Below are 19,941 nucleotides of genomic sequence, written 5' to 3'. Positions count from 1 at the left end.
AGCGACGGGCCTCTGCGGGCCCGTTCGCATCATCGCCACTTTCTCTCAGGTTCCTGCTTTTTTTGGCGCCGATACCGGACGGCGTCGGCGGTTCTCTCCTGCGCTGCACTACTGCTGGTCCTCGCGGACCACCCCGATAAATCAAGCGGCCGTGCGCCGCGCAACGCGAATACGCGCCGTCAAATCCAACATGCCCCGCAGCCTGGCGATGCGCGTGCGCTGACTCGCGATCAGCTCATGCGTCTCTTCGAGCGCGCGAATGCGCTGTTCCCAATAGACGTGGTCGAGCTCATCGGGCCGCGCGCCGTCCTTGCGCGCCACATAGCTGAGCACACTCTCGAGATGCCTCAACTGGCCATCGGCGAAACTGGCCGGAAGCCGCCCGCCGTTTTGCACGGCCGGTTGCCTGCTGGTAAGGCTCATCTTCGCTACCCCCGTGTGCTGCCTGTTGGCCTGATGATTCCGCCGCATCGACCGCTACAATCGATAGCGATCTGCAATTTAATCATGTGACGATAACGCAGCTTTCTGGCGCGGCTTGACCGTACGTCTCAAAATGAGGCGCGGGCGCGAGAAATCCTCCTGCTATCGCCCCGCCTTGCTCTGTCAACCCATCCATGCTTGCAATCGCCGTCATTTCATGAGCCAGCGCCCGTCACCGTCCCACCTGGCCGCGCGCGCCGCGGCCGAATCGCGCACGGTCGTGTCGACGAATCGTTTCAGCACGCACGCGCTCGCACCGGGCGAGCAGTTTCTCGCGTGGCGTCAGCGGGTCGGTCACGTGATCGACGCGCCACCGTCGCGCGAGCAGATCGCCAACGGTTTTCGCGGGGAAATCGACCTGTACGCGGTCGGCGGCATGGTGTTGACCGACTGTCGCACCGAGGCGATGCTGCTGGAGCGCTCGGTCGCGCGCATCTCGACCGACCAGCGGCGCGATTACGTATTCCATCTGTTTCTCGAAGGCGAGGTCGGGCACATCACGGGCATGCGCAAGAAGCGCAGCGAGCCGGGCTCGGTGGCGGGCATCGTCGCGCTCGATATGAACCAGCCGTTTCGCGTCGAGCGGCCCGACTGTCGGGTGCTGAGCCTGTTCGTGCCGGCGTCGCTCGTCGACGAGCAGTTGCGCGACGGCGTCGGGATTCATGGCCGCATCGTGCGTAACGAAGCACCGCTCGCCGGGCTCGCGCTGGGCCATCTCGCGGCGCTCGTGGACGAGGTCGCCGCGCTCGATGCCGCTGCCGCGATCGACGCGCTGCAGACCGGCAGGCAACTGCTGATCGCCGCGTTCCGCAAGCACGCGCGCCTGACCGGCGCCGACCGCGCGGCGTTGCAGGCAGCGTTGATGGCGCAGGTACGCCGCTATATCGACGCGAACCTGCATCAGGGCGACCTGACGCCGGACCGCATCGTGCAGGCGCTGCATCTGAAACGCGCGACGATCTATCGCTGGTTCGAGCACGAGGGAGGGCTCGCTGCGTATATCCGCCATCGACGGCTGCGCGAAGCGGCGGACGAGCTCGTGCGCTTCCCGCAGCTTCAGGTCACTGAAATCGCGTATGGACTGGGATTTGTCAGCGCGTCGGACTTTACGCGCGCGTTCCGGCGCGCGTTCGACATGAGTCCGCAAGACCTGCGGGCTCGCGCGCTGGAGTTGCGGCTGATGGAGATGGTGTAGGCGCGGCTGACGCAGTCGAAAGCGCAGCCGCTTGGGCGCGACGCAAGCGATTCAGACGGCTCGCGCCATTCAGGCGAACACTCCGGCAACCGCTCGAACAGCCGCTCAAGCCGCGCGCGGCCGCCCCTTGCGCTTTGGTTCGACCGCCCGCACGGCCGCCACCGGCGGCGCGACGCGCGGCGTGCGCTTGAAATACGGCGAGCTGAGCGCGGCCGCGCTCATGTCCGACACGGCTTCGAGCAGCGCCGGCGCAAGCTCCTTCAACCGTGCGTCCGGCAGGCGGCTGGTCGGACCCGCGAGGCTGACGGTGCCGACCACCAGCCCCGTCACCGGATGCCGGATCGCGGCCGCCATCGACGTCATGCCCGCCTCGTAGGTTTCGCTCGCGATGCCGTAGCCGCGCTTGCGCGCGCCGGCCAGGTCCTGCAGAAACTGCTGGATCGTCTTCGGCGCCTTCGGCCCGAGCGGCCCCGCCTTGCCGATGCCGCCCTGGCGCGACACGAGTTCGAGCGCTTCCTCGTCGCTCATGGTCGCGAGCCACGCCTGGCCGCTCGCGGTGCAGTGCAGCGGCGGGCTGCTGCCCATGTCCGGGTCGTAGCGCAGCCCGGAGCGCGCGCCCTGCGCCTTGCCGACGAAAGTAATGTGATCGTCCTCGATCACGCCCAGGCGCGCGAGTTCGCCCGACGCGTTCGCGAGCCGATCCAGCACCGGCTGCGAAATATCGAGCACGCCGGCGGTGGACAGCCACATCAGTCCGAGCGACACCAGCTTCAGCGCCAGCACGTATTCGCCGTGCTCATCCTGACGCACGTAGCCTTCGTCGCTCAGTTCCGCGAGCAGCCGATGCGTGCCGCTGCGCGGGATGTTCAGCGTATCGGCGATGGTGGCCAGCTGCATGCTGCCGCCCTGCTTCGCCAGCAATTCGATGATGGCCAGCGCCCGCTCGAGATTCCCCGCCATGATCCACTCTCATTCGATTCGAATCCCACATGAGAACATGATTCCACAGCGGAATTCAAGGGCACGGCGGGCGCCGGTTCCGGCGCGATCAATGGCCGATGCCCGCGCTCACGCGCAGCAGCGGCCCGCGATGCCGCGCGCCCTTGAGCAGCACCGCCGCGGCGCCGACCGCCGCGGGCAAGGCCAGCGACGTGAACACCTGGCTGAAGCCCCAGTTCGCGTGCAGCATGCCGGCGCCGAGCATCGCGCCCGCGATCCCGCCGAAGCGGCCGATGCCCAGCATCCAGCTGGTGCCGGTCGCACGCATCCGGGTCGGATACGAGCTTGCCGCCAGTGCGCAGAACCCGGTGTTGGAGCCGTTCATGCAGTAGCCCATGAAGAACGCGAGCACGGCCATCGCCGTGATGCCGTGGCCCGGCAGACCCATCGCCCACGCGAGCACGCCGCCCGCGAACACGGTTGCGCCGAGCGCGCGGTGCGCGTTGAAGCGGTCCATCAACCAGCCGATCGCAAGCGAGCCGATCGTGCCGCCCGCCTGGAACAGCGCGCCGACCAGCGCCGCCTCGCCGAGCGTGAAGCCCGCGCCGCGAATCAGCGTCGGCAGCCAGCTACCGAGCAGGTAGACAGTCAGCAGCCCCGCGAAGTAGCAGATCCACAGCATCACGGTGCCGAACGCGTAACCGCGCGACAGGATCAGCCGCACCGGGCTGCGCTCGCTGTTCGGCGCCTGCAGCGCGACGGCGGATGCGACGAAGCGCGTCGATTGATCGGCGACACCGCGCTCGATGCGGTTCAACACCGCGACGAGCCGCGCGCGCCGCGCGTCCTTCAGTGCGAGATAGCGCGCCGATTCGGGCAGCCAGCGAATCATCAACGGCACGTACAGCACCGGCAGCACGCCGCCGAGAATCAGCACCGAGTGCCAGCCGTGCGCGGCGATCAGCCATGCGCTGACGAAGCCGCCGCCGGCCGCGCCGAGCGTAAAGCCGCAGAACACGGTCGTCACCATCAACGCGCGGCAGCGCTGCGGCGCGTATTCGGCCATCAGCGTCGCGGCGTTCGGCATCGATGCGCCGAGCCCGAGGCCGGTCAGAAAGCGCAGCACGGTCAGCTCGCCGATGTTGGTCGCGAACGCGGAGCCGAAACTCCACACGCCGAAGAACAGCACCGCGCAGGTCATCACGGTCTTGCGGCCGAAGCGGTCCGCGAGCGGTCCCGCGCACAGTGCGCCGAATGCGAGGCCGAGCAGGCCACCGCTCATCACGGGGCCGAGCGCATCGCGCGGAATCGCCCACGCGCTCGACAACGCCGGCGCGATAAAGCCGACCATCACGGTATCGAGCCCATCGAGCGTGACGATGAACATGCACATCAGCAATACGAGAATCTGAAAGCGCCCGATGCGACGTTCGTCGAGCCACTGCTGTACGTCGAGTGCGCGCGACGCGGACGTGCGTTGCCGCGGCGCCTTGCTTGAAGGTTCCATGCTGCTGTCTCCAGATCTTTTATCGTGATCGATTGGGCAAGCCGGTCCCCTGCGCCTCATTACCGTGCGCTTTTCGTGAAGGACCAGCCGGGGGTGAACTGCGGTGTGCAGTTACATCATGACGTGATAGACGACGGCGTCGCCGTGTAAGTCCGCTCGAGCAGAGCGAGCGTCGCCTCGCGCAGCCTGCGTGCCCGTTCGAGCGCGGACGCGGTTTGCGCCCATTGCTGCATCGGCACTTCGAGGCTGATCGGCAGATCGTCGGGCAGCGCGCGCAGAATGCCGGCGAGATCGAGGCCGCCCTCGCCCGGAATCATGCGCTCGCAACGCGCCTGATACAGCAGCGTGTCCAGATCGGTCGGCCGTTCGGCCGGCGCATCGCAGAACTGCACGTAGCCGAAGTACTCGCGCGGCAATGCGCGCAACGTATCCGTCGAGGTCCCCGCGCGATCGAAGTGGATCGGATCGACGATCAGCCCGGTGTTGCGCCGGCCGGTCGCCTTGACGATGCGCGCACCCTGCGTGACGTCTTTCACGTCGGTCCAGGGCATCGGTTCGAGCGATGGGGCGAGGCCGCGCGGTTCGGCCAGCTCGCACAGTTGTGCGAGCCGCTCGGCGGTACGTGCTTCGTCGGGATCGTTGCCCGCGACCAGTACGTAGCGCGCGCCTAGCTCGGCGGCGGTGTCGAGCATCGGCAGCCAGGCGTTCACGTCGGTGTCGGGCATCAGGCGCAGAATCTCGACGTCGAGCACCTTGACGCCGATGTCGCGCACACGCGCGAGCGTCTCGCGCTTCAATGGGCCCGGGCTGATGATGTCGTGCCGCACTTCGTGATCGGTGGCGGGCACGAGCCGCAGGCCGACGTAGTCGTAGCCGGCTTGCGCGGCGCACTCGATCATCTGCGGCGGGCTCAGTTCGAGCACGGTCAACGCCGATAGCGACAGCGCGCGCGGGTTGTGCTGGATCATGTCGTTTCCTCGAGTTGGGTAGCGCGCTCAGCGCAGCGGCGAGAACGGCGCCGGCACACAGATCGTCGACTCCATCGTCGTCAGATGGGCGGGGCCACCCTTCGGCGGCCAGATGCCGTCCTTCACCGCTTCGGCGCGAATCCGCGAACGTTCGTCGACGCTCGCATACGGCCAGATGTTCAGGAAACGCGGCACGGTGCCGTCGAGCGCATACATTGCGCCGACGAGCGGCGAGCGCTCCGTGCGCTCGGGCACCGCCTTTTCCCAGGCGTCGATCGTGTGCTGCAGGCTCGCGAGCTTCGTGCCGTACACACGCATCTCGTAGATGCCGCCGTGAACCGCAGGCTCGATCGGCGGCAAAAACGGGAACAGCGCATAGCTGTCGATCTTCACGTCGGTGACGGATTCGCCGCAGCCGAACGGATTGCCTTCGAGCAGCATACGCTTGCGCTCCGCGATCAGTGACGCTTCGGAATCGAAGCCGCGCAGCACCAGCACCTGCCCCAGCGTGCCGATATCGGAGTACCAGCAGCCGAGCAGCTTCGAGCCGGGCGCGTCGCCGTGCGACTGAATGCTTTCGAACACCTGCGCGTTGGCGCCGATTTTCATGGTGAGCGTGACGAGGTCGTAGAGGTTCATCAGATGCGTCCTTGTGTCGGGATGGAGGAATTCGGAGTGGGTTCGGTGCGTGCGGCACGGGCCATGCCATCGACCTGCGCGGCGCCGGCCAGCGACAGCCCCGCCAGATACCCGAAGGTCATCGCGGGTCCGAGCGTGATGCCGCCGCTCGGATAGCAGCCGCCCATCATGCTCGCGCTGTCGTTGCCGACCGCGTAGAGACCCGGCACCGGCTGGCCCGCGTCGTCGAGCACACGCGCGGCGGCATCGGTGGCGAGGCCCGCGAAGGTGCCGAGGCTGCCGGGCAGCAGCTTCACGGCATAGAACGGGCCGTGTTCGAGCGGCGCGTTGCAGGGGTTCGGTTCGTGCCGTGCGTCGCCCTGCGCGCGGTTGTACGGCGTCGAACCCTTGTGGAACTGCGGATCGAAGCCGTCTTTCGCGTAACTGTTGTAGGCGGCGACAGTCGTTTGAAGACCTTGCGGATCGATACCGCATTGCGCAGCCAGTTCGGCGAGGCTATCCGCGCACTGCAGATAACCGGAGCGGCGATACGGCGCGGTCGGGAACGGAAACGGCTTCGAAAAGCCGAGCCCGTAACGGCGCTGGAAGCGGTGATCGCAGATCAGCCATGCGCAGACCTCCTCGCCCGCCGGCGTCGTGCCGATCAGCGCATTGATGAAGTCGTGATACGACGACGCCTCGTTGACGAAGCGCCGACCCGCGCGCGTGACCGCGATCACACCCGGCTTCGCGCGCTCGATCAGATGCGGAAACGCGAGCGCGGCCTCGCCGCTTTTGCGCGGCACCAGCGACACCGGCGCCCACGCCGCCGGCGTTTCCAGCGACGCGTCGAAATGCGCGCCGACCGCTTCGCCGAGGCGGATGCCGTCGCCGGTATTGGTCAGCGGCGCGGCGGACCAGTGCTCGCGACCCGACGGCGTATAGGCGAAGGTTTGCGCGCGCCGCGCGACGTCATGCGGATAACCGCCGCACGCGAGCACGACGCCGCGCGCCGCGTGCACCTCATGAGCGACACCGTCGATCTCGACGCGCGCGCCCGTGACGTGCCCGGTCGCGGCATCGCCTTCGCGCAGCAATGCCACCGCTTTCGCGTTGGTGCGCAAATCGACCGCGCGGTCCTGTGCCGATTTCAGCAGACGCGCGACCAATGCATTGCCGTTGACCAGATGCATCGAACGGCCATAGCGGAGCTTGTCTCTGGCGAACGCGGCGAGCCGGCGCAGCACATACACGGCCGAGCGCGGCGAACGCGTCGCGTTGAAGAAGTGCGCGAGATCCTGCCCGGACGCGATCGCCATGCCCTTCAGCGTCACCACGTCGAGCGCGGGACGCAGGCGCTCGATCAGCGGACCGAGCTCGCGGCCGTCGAACGGCATCGCGCAGACCGAGCGGCCGCCCGTCATCGCGCCCGGCGTCGTATGAAAGTCGGGAATGTGGTTGCCGTCGATGAAACGCACCGCCGTCTCGCGCTCGAAAAACTCGATCATCTCCGGACCGCGATCGAGCAGAGCGTCGACCTTTTCCGGATCGTAGTGCGCGCCGAGTTCGTTGCGCAGATAGGTGCGCGATGCTTCGGCTTCCTCGACGATGCCCGCGCGCGTCGCGAGCGGATTGCGCGGAATCCACATCCAGCCGCCCGACCATGCGCTGGTGCCGCCGAACACGTCGGCCTTCTCGGCCACCATCACGCGCAGGCCTTGGCTGGCTGCCGTCACCGCGGCGGACAGTCCCGCCGCGCCGGAACCCAGCACCAGTACATCGCATTCGAGGATCGGTTCGCGCTTCATCGCCATTCGCTTCGTCGGTTGAAAAATTCGCGTTGCTGCATTTATTGAATACTATTCCACTTCTTAACTTAGTTCAAACCAGGCTTGCCCCTGGTTCGTCAGACGATCTTTTCGTTGGCCGCCTGCGTGGTGTTACGCGCCACGACCGGCGCCGCATCGCCGCGCGCGGCTTTGGCGCGCACCACCGCGTCGCGCGCCGCCAGATACGCGAACGCGAGCCCCGGTCCGAGCGTGATGCCGGGCGCCGGATAGACCCCGCCCATCACCGATTGCATGTCGTTGCCGCACGCATACAGGCCGCCGATCGGCTGGTCGTCGCGATTCAGCACGCGGGCCTTGTCGTCGCTGACGAGGCCGGTCGCGGCGCCGATGTCGCCCGGGTACAGCCGCACCGCGTAAAACGGCGCGCGTCCGATCGGGCCCAGGCACGGATTCGGGCCCGGCCAGTTGGCGTCGCCGTTGGCGCGCTGATAGTCGGTCGTGCCGCGCTGGAACTCCGGATCGACGCCGGTTTTCGCGTAGTCGTTGATCCGCGCGACGCTGTCGGCGAGACCCGCCGCGTCGATGCCGAGCCTGGCCGCGAGTTCGTCGAGCGTCGCGGCTTGCGTCAGATAGCCGTCCGCGAGAAATGGCGCGAGGCCCTTGCCGCCCGGCCGTACCATGCCGAGCCCGTATTTGCGCAGGCCATCCGCGTCGGTGACCAGAAACGCGGGCACCGACGGCGTCGTGCGATGCGCGTGCTGCATCGCGATACCGAACAGGTGATATGAAGTGTTTTCGTTGAGGAAGCGCCGTCCCTGCTGATTGACGACGATCATGCCGGGCTTGCCGCGATCCATGATGAAGTGCGGGAACACCGCGGTCGTGCCGTCCGCGCGCTTGCGTATCGACACCGGCGCCCAGAATGCGTTGCTGAGCGCGCCCTCGCCGTAACGCGCACCCGCCGGGAGCGCAAGATCCTGCGCGCTGCCGGTATGGCCCGGCGCGCCCGGGCACCACGTAACGTCCGCACCCGGCAGCATCGCGCGGCGCCGTTGCGGATGCCGGTTGAAACCGCCGCTCGCGAGAATCACGCCACCTGTGACCGAGATTTGTCGACGCTGACCATTCTGGCTCAGCGTGATGCCTTCGATCGCGCCACTCGCGTTGGTGCGCAACGCTTCGAGCTTGGTGCTCACGAGCACCGTGACGTCGCGCTCGAGCAGCGAGTGCAGTAGCCGGCCGATCAATGCATTACCCATCACGAGACGCGTGCCGCGCGGCCAGCTGAGGCGGTCGCGCGCATGCCGCGCGAGCAATTTCACCGCATGACGCAAGGACTTGAACGACTTCGTCAAATTCAGCAGATGCCCGACGTCGTCGCGATCGACCATCATGCCGCCGAGCACCGTGAACTCAGGAATCGGCGGGCGGATCAGCGCGAAGTGACGGCCGAGCTGGCGGCCGTCGAAGGCGAGCGGTTCGAGCGCGCGGCCGCGCAGCGTCGAGCCTTCGAGCTCCGACAGATAGTCCGGATGAAACGGCCGCGCCCGATACTTGACGTGCGAATTGGCCTCGATCTGCGCGACCGCCCGCGGCCCCGCCTGCAGGAACGCGCGCCGCAACGCCTCGTTGCTGCGCTCGCCGACCGCGCGGCGCAAAAAGCCTTCGGCGTTGGCGCTACTGTCGTCGGGATTGATCGACGGGCCGTGCGGCGAGTTCGGGATCCACGTGGTGCCGGCCGAATAGGCGGTCGTGCCGCCCACGTATTCGGTGCTTTCGACCAGCAGCACGCGCGCGCCGTCGATCGCCGCGAACAGCGCCGCCGACATGCCCGCCCCGCCCGCGCCGATCACCACGACGTCGAACGTTTCGTCCTGCTGCAAACCGCTCAGTGTCTCCACCATCTGCTGCTCCTTGTGTGCTCGTGCGTTGCGTCCGGCTGCCAAGGCCATTCCGGATTTTTCGCAATATCTAGAATTTGCTTTGTGATTGGAATACTATTCCACAATTGAGAAAAAAGCAAAGCTTTCTGAACACACTCGACAACCGGCAACACCTCACGCCCCGCATCGGGCACGATGCACACGGGCGCCCATTTCAGGAGATTCGACTATGCAGCAGGCTGAAAACTCTTCGTTCGCGGCGTCGCTCGACGCCGGTCTGAGCGGCGCGACGCGCGTGTATTTCATCGTCGGCGATCCGATTGCGCAGGTGCGCTCGCCGTCGGGCGTGACCGCCGCGCTGCGCGCGGCCGGCCGCGATGCGCTGGTGGTGCCCGCGCACGTCGCGCCCGCCGATCTGCCCGCGTTTTTCGCGGGCATCGCGCCAATGCGCAACGTCGACGGCGTGATCATTACCGTGCCGCACAAATTCAGCGCCGCGAGCTATTGCGCGACGCTTGCCGAAGAAGCCGCGTTCCTCGGCGCGGTCAACACGCTGCGCCGCAATACCGACGGCGGCTGGCACGGCGGTATGTTCGACGGCACCGGCTTCGTCGCGGCGCTCGTCGCCGCGGGCTGTGAGCTACAGGGCAAACGCGCGCTGCTGGTCGGCGCGGGCGGCGCCGGGTCGGCGATCGGCCATGCGCTGATGCAGCGCGGCGTCGGCTCGCTCGACGTGCGCGACAACGACGTCGAACGCACCGGCTCGCTGACCGCACGGCTCAACGCGCTCGGCTGCGGCACGGCGCGCGGCGCGGCGGCCGAACCGGACCTGACCCAGTACGACGTGGTCGTCAACGCATCGCCGCTCGGCATGCGCGCGGGCGATCCGTTGCCGATCGACGTCGCACGCTTGCCGGCCACGACCTTCGTCGGCGACGTCGTCACCAAACCGCCGCTTACGCCGCTGATCGAAGCCGCACGCGCGCGCGGCTGCCCGACCGTGACGGGCACGCAGATGTTCGAACGGGTGTGCGACCGGATGGTGGAGTTTTTGCTGGAGACGGCGGGGTCGGCGTAACGGCTCGAAACAAGCAGGCGCCCGCTGCTACACTGGCGCGAAATTGCCGTGCTGAAGACCCCGCACGGCATACATGAGATGCGGCGCGACCCTGTGCCGCGTTCACATCGCCCTTTGCGCGCCCACCCATGCTTCGATTCGACAACCTCAGCAAGCGCTATAGCGACCGCGTCCTGTTCGAAGGACTGCACTTCGACGCGACGTCAGGCTGCGTCGCGTTAAACGATGAATCCGGCAGCGGCAAATCGACGTTGCTCGCCATCCTCGCCGGCGCGCTCGAAGCCGATACCGGCGACGTATGGCTCGGCGGCCATGCGCTGCGCGCCGCGCCGCAGGCCGCTCGAGCGGTGCTCACGTACGTGCCGGAAGACAGCATGAATTGGCCCGATCAAACCGGCCGCGACTATCTGTGCGAAGTCGCCTCGGCGCGGCACACCGCGCTCACCGACGACGTGCTCGCGCTCGCCGAACGCTTCGGCCTCGCGCCGCATCTGGACAAACGCTTCGAGCAGATGTCGTATGGCAGCCGCAAAAAGGTGTTTCTGACGGCGGCGGCGCTCGGCGAAACCCGCGTGCTGATCGCCGACGAACCCGCCGGCGGACTCGACGCGTCGGCGCGCGCGGTGCTCGCCGAGCTGTTCAGAACGCTCGGCACGACGCGCACGGTGTTTTTCACGAGTTACGACGAAGGGTTCACGCAGGCCTGCGAGGCGACGAGCGTCAGTTTCGCGGACCTCGCGAGGCGCCCTTGAGTTGAGTCAGAAGCACGGCGCGGGCCATGCAAAACGCGTCGCAAGTCGCTGCTCGCGCAGCGATCGCACGCGCATCGTCGCTGTTCAGATCGCCACGCAAATCTTGCCGAAGTGCGCGCCCGATGCCTCGTGCCGGAACGCGTCGGCGAGCTTGTCCAGCTCGAACGTGCTGTCGATCACCGGCTTGATGCCGGTCGTCTCCAGCGCGCGCACCATGTCGATCTGATCCTGCCGGCTGCCGACGATCAGCCCTTGCAGACGCTGTTGCCGCGCCATCAGATGCCCGGTCGGCACCGGACCCGCGCGGCCGGTCAGCACACCGATCAGCGCGATATGCCCGCCGATGCGGCATGCGATGATCGACTGCGGCAGCGTGCCGGGACCACCCACCTCGATCACGTGATCGACGCCGCGCCCGTTGGTCAGGTGACGCACCTCTTTGCCCCACTCGGGATTGTCGCGATAGTTGATCGTATGGTCGGCGCCGAGTTCGCGCAGCTTTTCGAGCTTCGCATTCGACGACGACGTCGCGATCACCGACGCTCCCATCGCCTTCGCCATCTGCAACGCGAAGATCGACACACCGCCGGTGCCTAGCACGAGCACGCTGCTGCCCGCCTTCAACTGACCATCGACGACCAGCGCGCGCCAGGCGGTCAGCCCCGCCGTGGTCAGCGTCGCCGCCTCCGCGTGGCTGTAGCCGGCCGGCGTGTGCGTGAAGTAGTGGCTTGGCCGCACGACGACTTCGCGCGCGTAACCGTCGACGCCGTCGCCGGGGGTAGTCGAAAAATCGCCGATCGCGGGAGAGCCGTTCTCCCAGTGCGGGAAGAAGCACGACACGACGTGATCGCCGGGCTTGAATTCGCGCACGCCCGCGCCGACCGCTTCGACGACGCCCGCGCCATCGGCCATCGGAATGCGGCCCGGTTCGGCCGGCAGATTGCCGCAGACGACGCCGTAGTCGTGGTAGTTCAGCGAACTCGCGCGAATGCGCACGCGAATCTGCCCGTCTCCTGGCTGACCGGGATCGGGAAGATCGACGACCTGCAGGCTATCGACACTGGCGGGCGAACCGATTCTGACGGCTTTCATGTTTTCGTTCCTTGATGAGAGGCGCGCAACCGCGCGCCGCGCGAGCACTGTGCTATTTGACGGTCTGGATGACTTCGAAGCCTTCGAATTCCGGGTGGCCGAGATACAGCACACGGTTTTCGTTACCGGCACTGCGATGCGCGGCGCGAAACGCGTCGGACTTCGTCCATGCCTCGAACGATGCATGGTCACGCCAGATCGTATGGCTCGAATAGAGCACGTGATCGTCTTTGCGCGGCCCCTTCAGCAAATGGAATTCGACGAAGCCCGGCACCTCTTTCAGATGGGTGTCGCGCGTGGTCCATAGATGTTCGAACGCGTCCTCGGAGCCGGGCGCCACTTTGAAGCGGTTCATCGCGATGTACATGCTGTCAGCCTCGTTGAGTGAGTGATGCTGCCAATGATGCTGGCCTGGTGGTCCAGTCGCGTTTCATTATAGGCGTGCATTTCCATACGCTCGCTTGACCTTCCCACGGTAGGAAGCTCCACGATGTCCGACGTGACCGCTAGAATCGCGCGGATCGCATCGCCACTCTCTTCAACAACGGAAACCCAAAATGACAAACCTTCGCGCGTTGCGCGCTCTCTGTGTGTTCGGCGGTTTTGCATTCGCGGCGGCGGCTTTGCCCGCTCACGCGCAACATCAGGGCATGCCCGGCATGAACATGCCGGCTTCGCCGCAGACGGATGCGGGCGCATCGACGCAGGCCTTCAAGGCCGCCGACGAGCGCATGATGCATGACATGAGCGCCCCCGAATACACCGGCGACGCCGACCGCGATTTCGTCGCGCACATGATCCCGCATCACCAGGGCGCGATCGAAATGGCACAGGTGGAGTTGAAATACGGCAAGGACCCGGAGATCAAACGGCTCGCGCGCAACATCATCAAGGCGCAGCACGACGAGATTGCGTTCATGCGGCGCTGGCAGGAAAAGCACGGCGGCAAGTAACCCGCCGCCGGCATCACCAGCGTGGCTGCTTGCGCAAAAGAGGTGTCATCGCGATCAGACCGATGATCGGGCCAGGCAACAGCAGCCACGCGACGCGCACGTCGAGCGTGTGAAACACGCTCGTCGACCACAGGATCGAGCAGGCGGACAGGAAAAAGCCGAAGCTGTTCTGCAGCGTCAGCGCGCCGCCGATCTTGTCGGCGGGACAGGCCTTCACGGACAGCGCCGAAAACTGCGGCGAATCGGCGATCACGCTGATGCCCCACACGAGTAGCAGCGCAAGTTGGGCGGCCGTGCCGAACCCAGTGGTCAGCGGATAAATCGCGCACAACGTGCCCGATATCGTCAACGCGAGAGCGGCGGTACGCGCGCTGCCGACCGACTGGCTGAGCCTGCCGCCGAACAGGCAGCCGAGCGCACCGATCGCGATGATCAGGAACGACCACAACGCGACGGTGCCCGGCGCCGCCGGCGCGCCGCTCGCGAACGCTCGCTGAACAAGCAGCGGTGTCAGCGTCCAGAATGCGTACAACTCCCACATGTGACCGAAATAGCCGAGCGCGGCCGAGCGAAACTCGCTGATGCGCACGACCTGCCCGACACCCGCCGACAAACCGAAGCGACGATTGCCCGCGCGCCGCGCGTGCGGTCCCTCGCCGAGCACGAACACCAGCAGCGCGCCGATCACCGCGAGCCCCGACGAAGTAAGCACCACGGTTTGCCACGGCACGCCCGACAGCAACGCGCGAATCGCGTGCACCGAGGCCGTGCCGAGCGTCAGCATCGCGACGAGCAACGCGAGCGTCTGTGCGGCGCGGCGCGGGTCCCATGTAACGAGCAGCTTCATGCCGAGCGGATAGATGCCGGCGAGCGCGACGCCCACGCCGAAGCGAAACACGAGCGCCGACGCGAGCCCGCTGCTGCACAGCGCGAACAGCGCATTCAAGGTCGCGCCGAGCACGCCGCAGACGGCGAACACCTTGCTCGCCGACACGCGATCCGCGAGTCCGGTGGTCGCCGACAGCAAGGTCCCGACGATAAAACCGGCCTGCACCGCATTCGTCAGCCAGCCGATACCGGACGCGCTCAGTTGCCACGCGCTCTGCAGATCGCGCATCGCGCCGTTCGCGCTGAACCACAACGATGTTCCGAGCAATTGCGCAATCGCGATCACGAGCACCGCGCGTTTCGCACGCGCGGCGTCGCGCGCCGCGTCGGCGGAATTCGTCGCGTCGGCGTCCAGCCTGTTCTGCATCGTGCCTCCTCTGCGTCGGTTCTGAGTCGGCCGCTGGGAGTGGTTGTTGGGAGCGGCCCGTTTCGTGCGGCCATTGTAGACGACGCATCGGTTCGCGTCGGCTATTGCCGCGCATGCGGCGCGCCTTGATTGGGGAGTTACCGGAACACGAGCCGCGTCCACGTGACGCCGCTATCGCGGTTGGCCTGCTGAACCGATGACGTGCGCAATTCGCTCACGAGTCGCAGACCTTGCTCGCTCGCCAGCCGGATGGTTTCCTCAGGGGTGACGTCGAACATGCGGCGACCGGCGGGAACAGGTCCGTGCCGCAGCGACATGATCAACATGCCGCCGTCGCGCAGCAACGACGCCACGCGCGGCATCGCGCGTTCGCGCTGCCGCGCATCGAGATGCATCCAGACGGCAGTGAGCATGACCACGTCGAAAGCGCTGCGCCTGGCTATCAGCAGAGCGAGATCGGGCAGGCTGTCGTCGAGCCATTCGATGCGCGCCGACGGATACATCTCGCGCGCCGCGTGGCGCAATGCGTCGACCGGTTCGACCGCGAGCACCGTATGCCCCAACGCCGCGAGCGCGGCTGCATCGGTGCCGATGCCCGCGCCGATATCGACGATGCGCGACGGCGCCTGCGGTATCCAGTCGAGAATCGGCCGATGCCGGTCGGCGAACGACAGCGTGCGCCATCGTTCGATCAGCGCCTCGGCGTGCTCCGCATAGCCTTCCGTGCCGCTGACGTTGGCCGACATCGGCAGTGCCTCAGCCCTGCTGCGGCACCCGGACCCACCCCTCCATCAACACGCGCGCGCTGCGGCTCATGATCGCCTTCGTGACGACCCACTCGCCGTCCTTCAGACTCGCCTGCGCGCCGACGCGCAACGTGCCCGACGGATGCCCGAAGCGCACCGATTCGCGCTCGCCGCCGCCCGCCGCCCGATTGACGAGCGTGCCCGCGATCGCCGCCGCGGTGCCGATCGCGACCGCCGCGGTGCCCATCATCGCGTGATGCAGCTTGCCCATCGACATCGCGCGCACCAGCAGATCGACGTCGCCCGCGCGCACCGGCTTGCCGCTCGACGCCACGTAATCGGCCGGCTTCGCGACGAACGCGACCTTCGGTGTGTGCTGCCGCGTCGCGATCTCGTCGAGATTCTTGATCAGCCCCATGCGCAGCGCACCGTGCGCGCGAATCGTCTCGAACATCGCGAGCGCCTTCGCGTCGCTATTGATCGCGTCCTGCAACTCGGTGCCCTTGTAGCCGATCGCTTCGGCATCGACGAAGATCGTCGGAATGCCCGCGTTGATCATCGTCGCCTTCAACGTGCCGACGCCGGGCACTTCCAGGTCGTCGACGAGGTTGCCGGTCGGGAACATCGCGCCGCCCGCGCCTTCTTCGTCGGCGGCCGGGTCCATGAATTCGAGCGGCACTTCGGCGGCCGGAAAGGTCACGCCGTCGAGCTCGAAGTCGCCGGTCTCCTGCACCGCGCCATCGGTGATCGGCACGTGCGCGATGATCGTCTTGCCGATGTTGGCCTGCCAGATCCGCACGATCGCGACGCCGTCACGCGGCACGCGGCTCGCGTCGACGAGGCCCGCGCTGATCGCGAACGGTCCGACCGCGGCCGACAGGTTGCCGCAATTGCCGCTCCAGTCGACGAACGCCTTGTCGATCGACACCTGACCGAACAGATAGTCGACGTCGTGATCAGGCCGGCTGCTGCGCGAAATGATCACGGTCTTGCTGGTGCTCGACGTCGCGCCGCCCATGCCGTCGATCTGCTTGCCGTACGGGTCGGGGCTGCCGATCACGCGCATCAGCAGCGCGTCGCGCGCGGCGCCCGGTCGTTGCGCGGCCTCGGGCAGATCCTGCAGACGGAAAAACACGCCCTTGCTGGTGCCGCCGCGCATATAGGTGGCCGGAATCCTGATCTGGGGTAAGTGCATGAAAGTGTCCTGAGATGACATGTTCTTTTGATGAAGGGCGATGCGGCGTATCAAGCCGCATCGCCCTGTTCCGCCATCAAGCCGCCGCTCTGGTCGACTCGAGAAAGTCCTGCGCGAAACGCTGCAGCACGCCGCCGGCTTCGTAGATCGACACTTCTTCGGCCGTATCGAGCCGGCACGTCACCGGTACGTCGACGCGCTCGCCGTTGCGGCGATGAATCACCAGCGTCAGATCGGCGCGCGGCTTGCGCTCGCCGATCACGTCGAAGGTCTCGGTGCCGTCGATGCCGAGCGTCAGGCGATTCACGCCCGGCTTGAATTCGAGCGGCAACACACCCATGCCGACGAGGTTCGTGCGGTGAATCCGCTCGAAGCCTTCCGCGACGATCGCTTCGGTGCCCGCCAGCCGCACGCCCTTCGCGGCCCAGTCGCGCGACGAACCCTGGCCATAGTCGGCGCCCGCGATCACGATCAGCGGCTGCTTGCGCTCCATATACGTTTCGATCGCTTCCCACATGCGCGTGACCTTGCCCTCGGGCTCGATGCGCGCGAGCGAACCGGCCTTCACCTGGCCGTCCACGATCACCATCTCGTTCTTCAGCGTCGGGTTCGCGAAGGTCGCGCGCTGCGCGGTCAGGTGATCGCCGCGGTGAGTCGCGTACGAGTTGAAGTCCTCTTCGGGCAGGCCCATCTTCGTCAGGTATTCGCCGGCCGCGCTGTCCGGCAGAATCGCGTTCGACGGCGACAGGTGGTCCGTCGTGATGTTGTCGCCGAGCACGGCCAGCGCGCGCATGCCCTGCAGCGTGCGCTCGCCGGCAAGCGCGCCTTCCCAGTACGGCGGACGGCGGATATAGGTGCTCTGCTCGCGCCAGTCGTACAGCGGGTCGGCCTTCGGGCCGGTGTCGGCGGAGATGGCGAACATCGGTTCATACACCTTGCGGAACTGCTCCGGCTTCACGCTCGCGGCGACGATCGCATCGATCTCCGCGTCGGAGGGCCACAGGTCTTTCAGCGTGACCGCATGACCGTCGGCATCGACGCCGAGCACGTCCTTCTCGATGTCGAAGCGGATCGTCCCTGCGATCGCATATGCGACGACGAGCGGCGGCGACGCGAGAAACGCCTGCTTCGCGTACGGATGGATGCGACCGTCGAAGTTGCGGTTGCCCGACAGCACGGCGGTCGCATACAGATCGCGCTCGATCACTTCCTTCTGGATCACCGGGTCCAACGCGCCGGACATGCCGTTGCACGACGTGCACGCGTACGCGACCACGCCGAAGCCGAGCTGTTCGAGTTCAGGCAGCAGCCCCGCCTCTTCCAGATACAGCGTGACCGCCTTCGAGCCCGGCGCGAGCGAACTCTTGACCCACGGCTTGCGCACGAGTCCGCGCCGGTTCGCATTGCGCGCAACGAGGCCGGCCGCGATCATGTTGCGCGGATTGTTGGTGTTGGTGCAGCTCGTGATCGCGGCGATGATCACCGCGCCGTCCGGCATCAGACCGGGCTCGTTCTCGACCTTGCCGCTAACGCCGCGCGCGGCCAGTTCCGACACCGGCAAGCGCCGATGCGGATTCGACGGCCCCGCGAGCGTGCGCACCACGGTCGACAGATCGAACTTCAGCACGCGCTCGTACTCGGCGTGCGTCAGCGTATCGGCCCACAAGCCGGTGTGCTTCGCGTACGTTTCGACGAGGTTGACGAGTTCGTCGTCGCGGCCGGTCAGCTTCAGATAGCGGATCGTCTGCTCGTCGATATAGAACATCGCGGCGGTCGCGCCGAACTCGGGCGCCATGTTCGCGATCGTCGCGCGATCGCCCAACGTCAGGTTCGCGGCGCCTTCGCCATAGAATTCGAGGTACGCGCCGACCACCTTCTGCTTGCGCAGGAATTCGGTCAACGACAGCACCACGTCGGTCGCGATAATGCCCTCGCCCGGCTTGCCGCTCAGCTCCACGCCGACGATATCCGGCAGCCGCATATACGACGCGCGGCCGAGCATCACGCTTTCCGCTTCGAGACCGCCGACGCCGATCGCGATCACGCCGAGCGCATCGACCATCGGCGTATGCGAGTCGGTGCCGACCAGCGTGTCGGGAAACGCGACGCCGTCCTTCACCTGCACGACCGGGCTCATGCGTTCGAGGTTGATCTGATGCAGGATGCCGTTGCCCGGCGGAATCACGTCGACGTTGCGAAACGCGCGCTTGGTCCAGTTGATGAAATCGAAGCGGTCTTCGTTGCGGCGATCTTCGATCGCGCGATTCTTCGCGAACGCGTCCGGATCGAAACCGCCGCACTCGACGGCCAGCGAATGATCGACGACGAGCTGCGTCGGCACCACCGGATTCACGAGCGCGGGATCACCGCCCTGCGCGGCGATCGCATCGCGCAGACCCGCCAGATCGACGAGCGCGGTCTGACCGAGAATGTCGTGACACACGACGCGCGCCGGGAACCACGGAAAATCGAGCTCGCGTTTGCGCTCGATGATCTGTTTCAGCGAAGCGCTCAGCGTCACCGGATCGCAGCGGCGCACCAGGTTTTCGGCGAGCACGCGCGACGTGTACGGCAGCTTGTCGTAGGCGCCGGGCTGGATCGCGTCGACCGCGGCACGCGTATCGAAGAAGTCGAGATCGGTGCCCGGAAGGCGTTTGCGGTTGGCAGTATTCATGACGTAGGGACAGGACGGTTATCGGCCGCCGGACGGGAGACCGGCGGCGTCCGACGGCGCTTCGCTCGCGCGGCCGGACGGACAGTGCAAGTAGTTTAGCTCGCTGCTGACGGGTTGCTGAATTGCGATCGTTCGATGCTTGCAGCGGAGCGGCCGCGCGATACGAGCCGCTCCGGATTCACCTCAAACGCGCTTCGCCAGCGGTACGAACGGCAGATCGTCCGGACCGGTGTAATTCGCGCTCGGGCGGATGATCTTGTTGTCGACGCGCTGCTCGATGATGTGCGCGCTCCAGCCCGCCGTGCGCGAGATCACGAACAGCGGCGTGAACATCGCGGTCGGCACGCCCATCATGTGATACGACACCGCGCTGAACCAGTCCAAGTTCGGGAACATCTTCTTCGCGTCCGCCATCACCGATTCGAGCCGCTCGGCGATCGAGAACAGCTTCATGTTGCCGGCGTCTTTCGACAGGTTCTTCGCGACTTCCTTGATGACCTTGTTGCGCGGGTCGGAGATCGTGTACACCGGGTGACCGAAGCCGATCACCACTTCCTTGTTCTCGACGCGGCGGCGGATGTCGGCTTCCGCTTCGTCGGGCGTCTGGTAGCGCGACTGGATTTCGAACGCGACTTCGTTGGCGCCGCCGTGCTTCGGGCCGCGCAACGCGCCGATCGCGCCGGTGATCGCCGAATAAATGTCCGAACCCGTGCCCGCGATCACGCGGCCCGTGAAAGTCGACGCGTTGAACTCGTGCTCCGCGTACAGGTTCAGCGACACGTGCATCGCGTCGACCCACGCCTTCGACGGCTC

Annotated in this window: 18 protein-coding genes; 4 read left to right on the top strand and 14 right to left on the bottom strand. The window is 66.6% G+C overall.

What is annotated here, in order from left to right; all coding sequences use genetic code 11:
* Nucleotides 1-141 precede the first annotated feature (141 nt).
* The gene (locus EVC45_RS28790) at nt 142-423 is read right to left on the bottom strand and encodes a hypothetical protein (protein WP_129961588.1); all 282 of its coding nucleotides are present in this window, start codon (nt 421-423) and stop codon (nt 142-144) included.
* Nucleotides 424-640: 217 nt separating this feature from the next.
* Here EVC45_RS28790 and EVC45_RS28785 point away from each other — a divergent pair, with 217 nt between their 5' ends.
* Nucleotides 641-1,678, top strand: a complete 1,038-nt coding sequence (locus EVC45_RS28785; protein WP_129961587.1) for an AraC family transcriptional regulator — start codon at nt 641-643, stop codon at nt 1,676-1,678.
* A gap of 105 nt (nt 1,679-1,783) precedes the next feature.
* Here EVC45_RS28785 and EVC45_RS28780 read toward each other — a convergent pair whose 3' ends face one another.
* From EVC45_RS28780 to EVC45_RS28755, 6 genes are all read right to left on the bottom strand, one after another.
* Complete coding sequence (locus EVC45_RS28780; protein WP_129961586.1) at nt 1,784-2,638, bottom strand: IclR family transcriptional regulator; 855 nt, start codon at nt 2,636-2,638, stop codon at nt 1,784-1,786.
* 88 nt (nt 2,639-2,726) lie between these two features.
* Nucleotides 2,727-4,124, bottom strand: coding sequence for an MFS transporter (locus tag EVC45_RS28775; RefSeq protein ID WP_129961585.1), 1,398 nt, complete (start codon nt 4,122-4,124; stop codon nt 2,727-2,729).
* 116 nt (nt 4,125-4,240) lie between these two features.
* Entirely contained in the window at nt 4,241-5,092 is an 852-nt protein-coding gene (locus EVC45_RS28770; protein ID WP_129961584.1) for a sugar phosphate isomerase/epimerase, read from the bottom strand.
* Nucleotides 5,093-5,119: 27 nt separating this feature from the next.
* Nucleotides 5,120-5,731 (bottom strand): NIPSNAP family protein, encoded by a 612-nt coding sequence (locus EVC45_RS28765; protein ID WP_129961583.1) that lies wholly within the window; start codon nt 5,729-5,731, stop codon nt 5,120-5,122.
* A complete protein-coding gene (locus EVC45_RS28760) occupies nt 5,731-7,518 on the bottom strand; it encodes an FAD-dependent oxidoreductase (RefSeq protein WP_129961582.1) in 1,788 nt (595 codons plus the stop codon). The genes EVC45_RS28765 and EVC45_RS28760 overlap by 1 nt, the downstream gene beginning before the upstream one ends.
* Nucleotides 7,519-7,616: 98 nt before the next feature.
* The gene (locus tag EVC45_RS28755) at nt 7,617-9,404 is read right to left on the bottom strand and encodes an FAD-dependent oxidoreductase (protein WP_129961581.1); all 1,788 of its coding nucleotides are present in this window, start codon (nt 9,402-9,404) and stop codon (nt 7,617-7,619) included.
* A 208-nt stretch (nt 9,405-9,612) separates the two neighbouring features.
* Here EVC45_RS28755 and EVC45_RS28750 point away from each other — a divergent pair, with 208 nt between their 5' ends.
* Both EVC45_RS28750 and EVC45_RS28745 read left to right on the top strand, forming a co-directional pair.
* A complete protein-coding gene (locus tag EVC45_RS28750; RefSeq protein WP_129961580.1) occupies nt 9,613-10,461 on the top strand; it encodes a shikimate dehydrogenase in 849 nt (282 codons plus the stop codon).
* Between the two features lie 128 nt (nt 10,462-10,589).
* Nucleotides 10,590-11,213 carry an ATP-binding cassette domain-containing protein gene (locus EVC45_RS28745; RefSeq protein ID WP_129961579.1) on the top strand — a complete coding sequence of 208 codons (624 nt, stop codon included), beginning with the start codon at nt 10,590-10,592 and terminating at the stop codon, nt 11,211-11,213.
* A gap of 84 nt (nt 11,214-11,297) precedes the next feature.
* Here the strand turns inward: EVC45_RS28745 and EVC45_RS28740 are convergent, their stop codons facing one another.
* Complete coding sequence (locus EVC45_RS28740) at nt 11,298-12,305, bottom strand: NAD(P)-dependent alcohol dehydrogenase (protein WP_129961578.1); 1,008 nt, start codon at nt 12,303-12,305, stop codon at nt 11,298-11,300.
* A gap of 52 nt (nt 12,306-12,357) precedes the next feature.
* The gene (locus tag EVC45_RS28735; protein ID WP_129961577.1) at nt 12,358-12,672 is read right to left on the bottom strand and encodes an antibiotic biosynthesis monooxygenase; all 315 of its coding nucleotides are present in this window, start codon (nt 12,670-12,672) and stop codon (nt 12,358-12,360) included.
* 190 nt (nt 12,673-12,862) lie between these two features.
* Here EVC45_RS28735 and EVC45_RS28730 point away from each other — a divergent pair, with 190 nt between their 5' ends.
* Nucleotides 12,863-13,258 carry a DUF305 domain-containing protein gene (locus EVC45_RS28730; RefSeq protein WP_129961576.1) on the top strand — a complete coding sequence of 132 codons (396 nt, stop codon included), beginning with the start codon at nt 12,863-12,865 and terminating at the stop codon, nt 13,256-13,258.
* A gap of 13 nt (nt 13,259-13,271) precedes the next feature.
* Here EVC45_RS28730 and EVC45_RS28725 read toward each other — a convergent pair whose 3' ends face one another.
* The 5 genes from EVC45_RS28725 to EVC45_RS28705 all read right to left on the bottom strand — a co-directional run.
* A complete protein-coding gene (locus tag EVC45_RS28725) occupies nt 13,272-14,513 on the bottom strand; it encodes an MFS transporter (protein ID WP_129961575.1) in 1,242 nt (413 codons plus the stop codon).
* Nucleotides 14,514-14,650: 137 nt separating this feature from the next.
* On the bottom strand, nt 14,651-15,259 hold the full coding sequence (locus EVC45_RS28720; RefSeq protein WP_129961574.1) for a bifunctional 2-polyprenyl-6-hydroxyphenol methylase/3-demethylubiquinol 3-O-methyltransferase UbiG: 609 nt from the start codon (nt 15,257-15,259) through the stop codon (nt 14,651-14,653).
* A 10-nt stretch (nt 15,260-15,269) separates the two neighbouring features.
* Nucleotides 15,270-16,454, bottom strand: coding sequence for a 2-methylaconitate cis-trans isomerase PrpF (prpF, locus tag EVC45_RS28715; RefSeq protein ID WP_129961573.1), 1,185 nt, complete (start codon nt 16,452-16,454; stop codon nt 15,270-15,272).
* 76 nt (nt 16,455-16,530) lie between these two features.
* Nucleotides 16,531-19,128: a Fe/S-dependent 2-methylisocitrate dehydratase AcnD gene (gene acnD / locus EVC45_RS28710; RefSeq protein WP_129961572.1), complete on the bottom strand. Its 2,598-nt coding sequence runs from the start codon at nt 19,126-19,128 to the stop codon at nt 16,531-16,533.
* A gap of 183 nt (nt 19,129-19,311) precedes the next feature.
* Nucleotides 19,312-19,941: citrate/2-methylcitrate synthase (locus EVC45_RS28705; protein WP_306770799.1), on the bottom strand; the 630-nt coding region annotated here is incomplete at its 5' end.

This window comes from Paraburkholderia sp. UYCP14C (assembly GCF_004197395.1).
Classification (GTDB): Bacteria; Pseudomonadota; Gammaproteobacteria; order Burkholderiales; family Burkholderiaceae; genus Paraburkholderia.
This window is presented reverse-complemented; position numbering and strand designations above follow the sequence as displayed.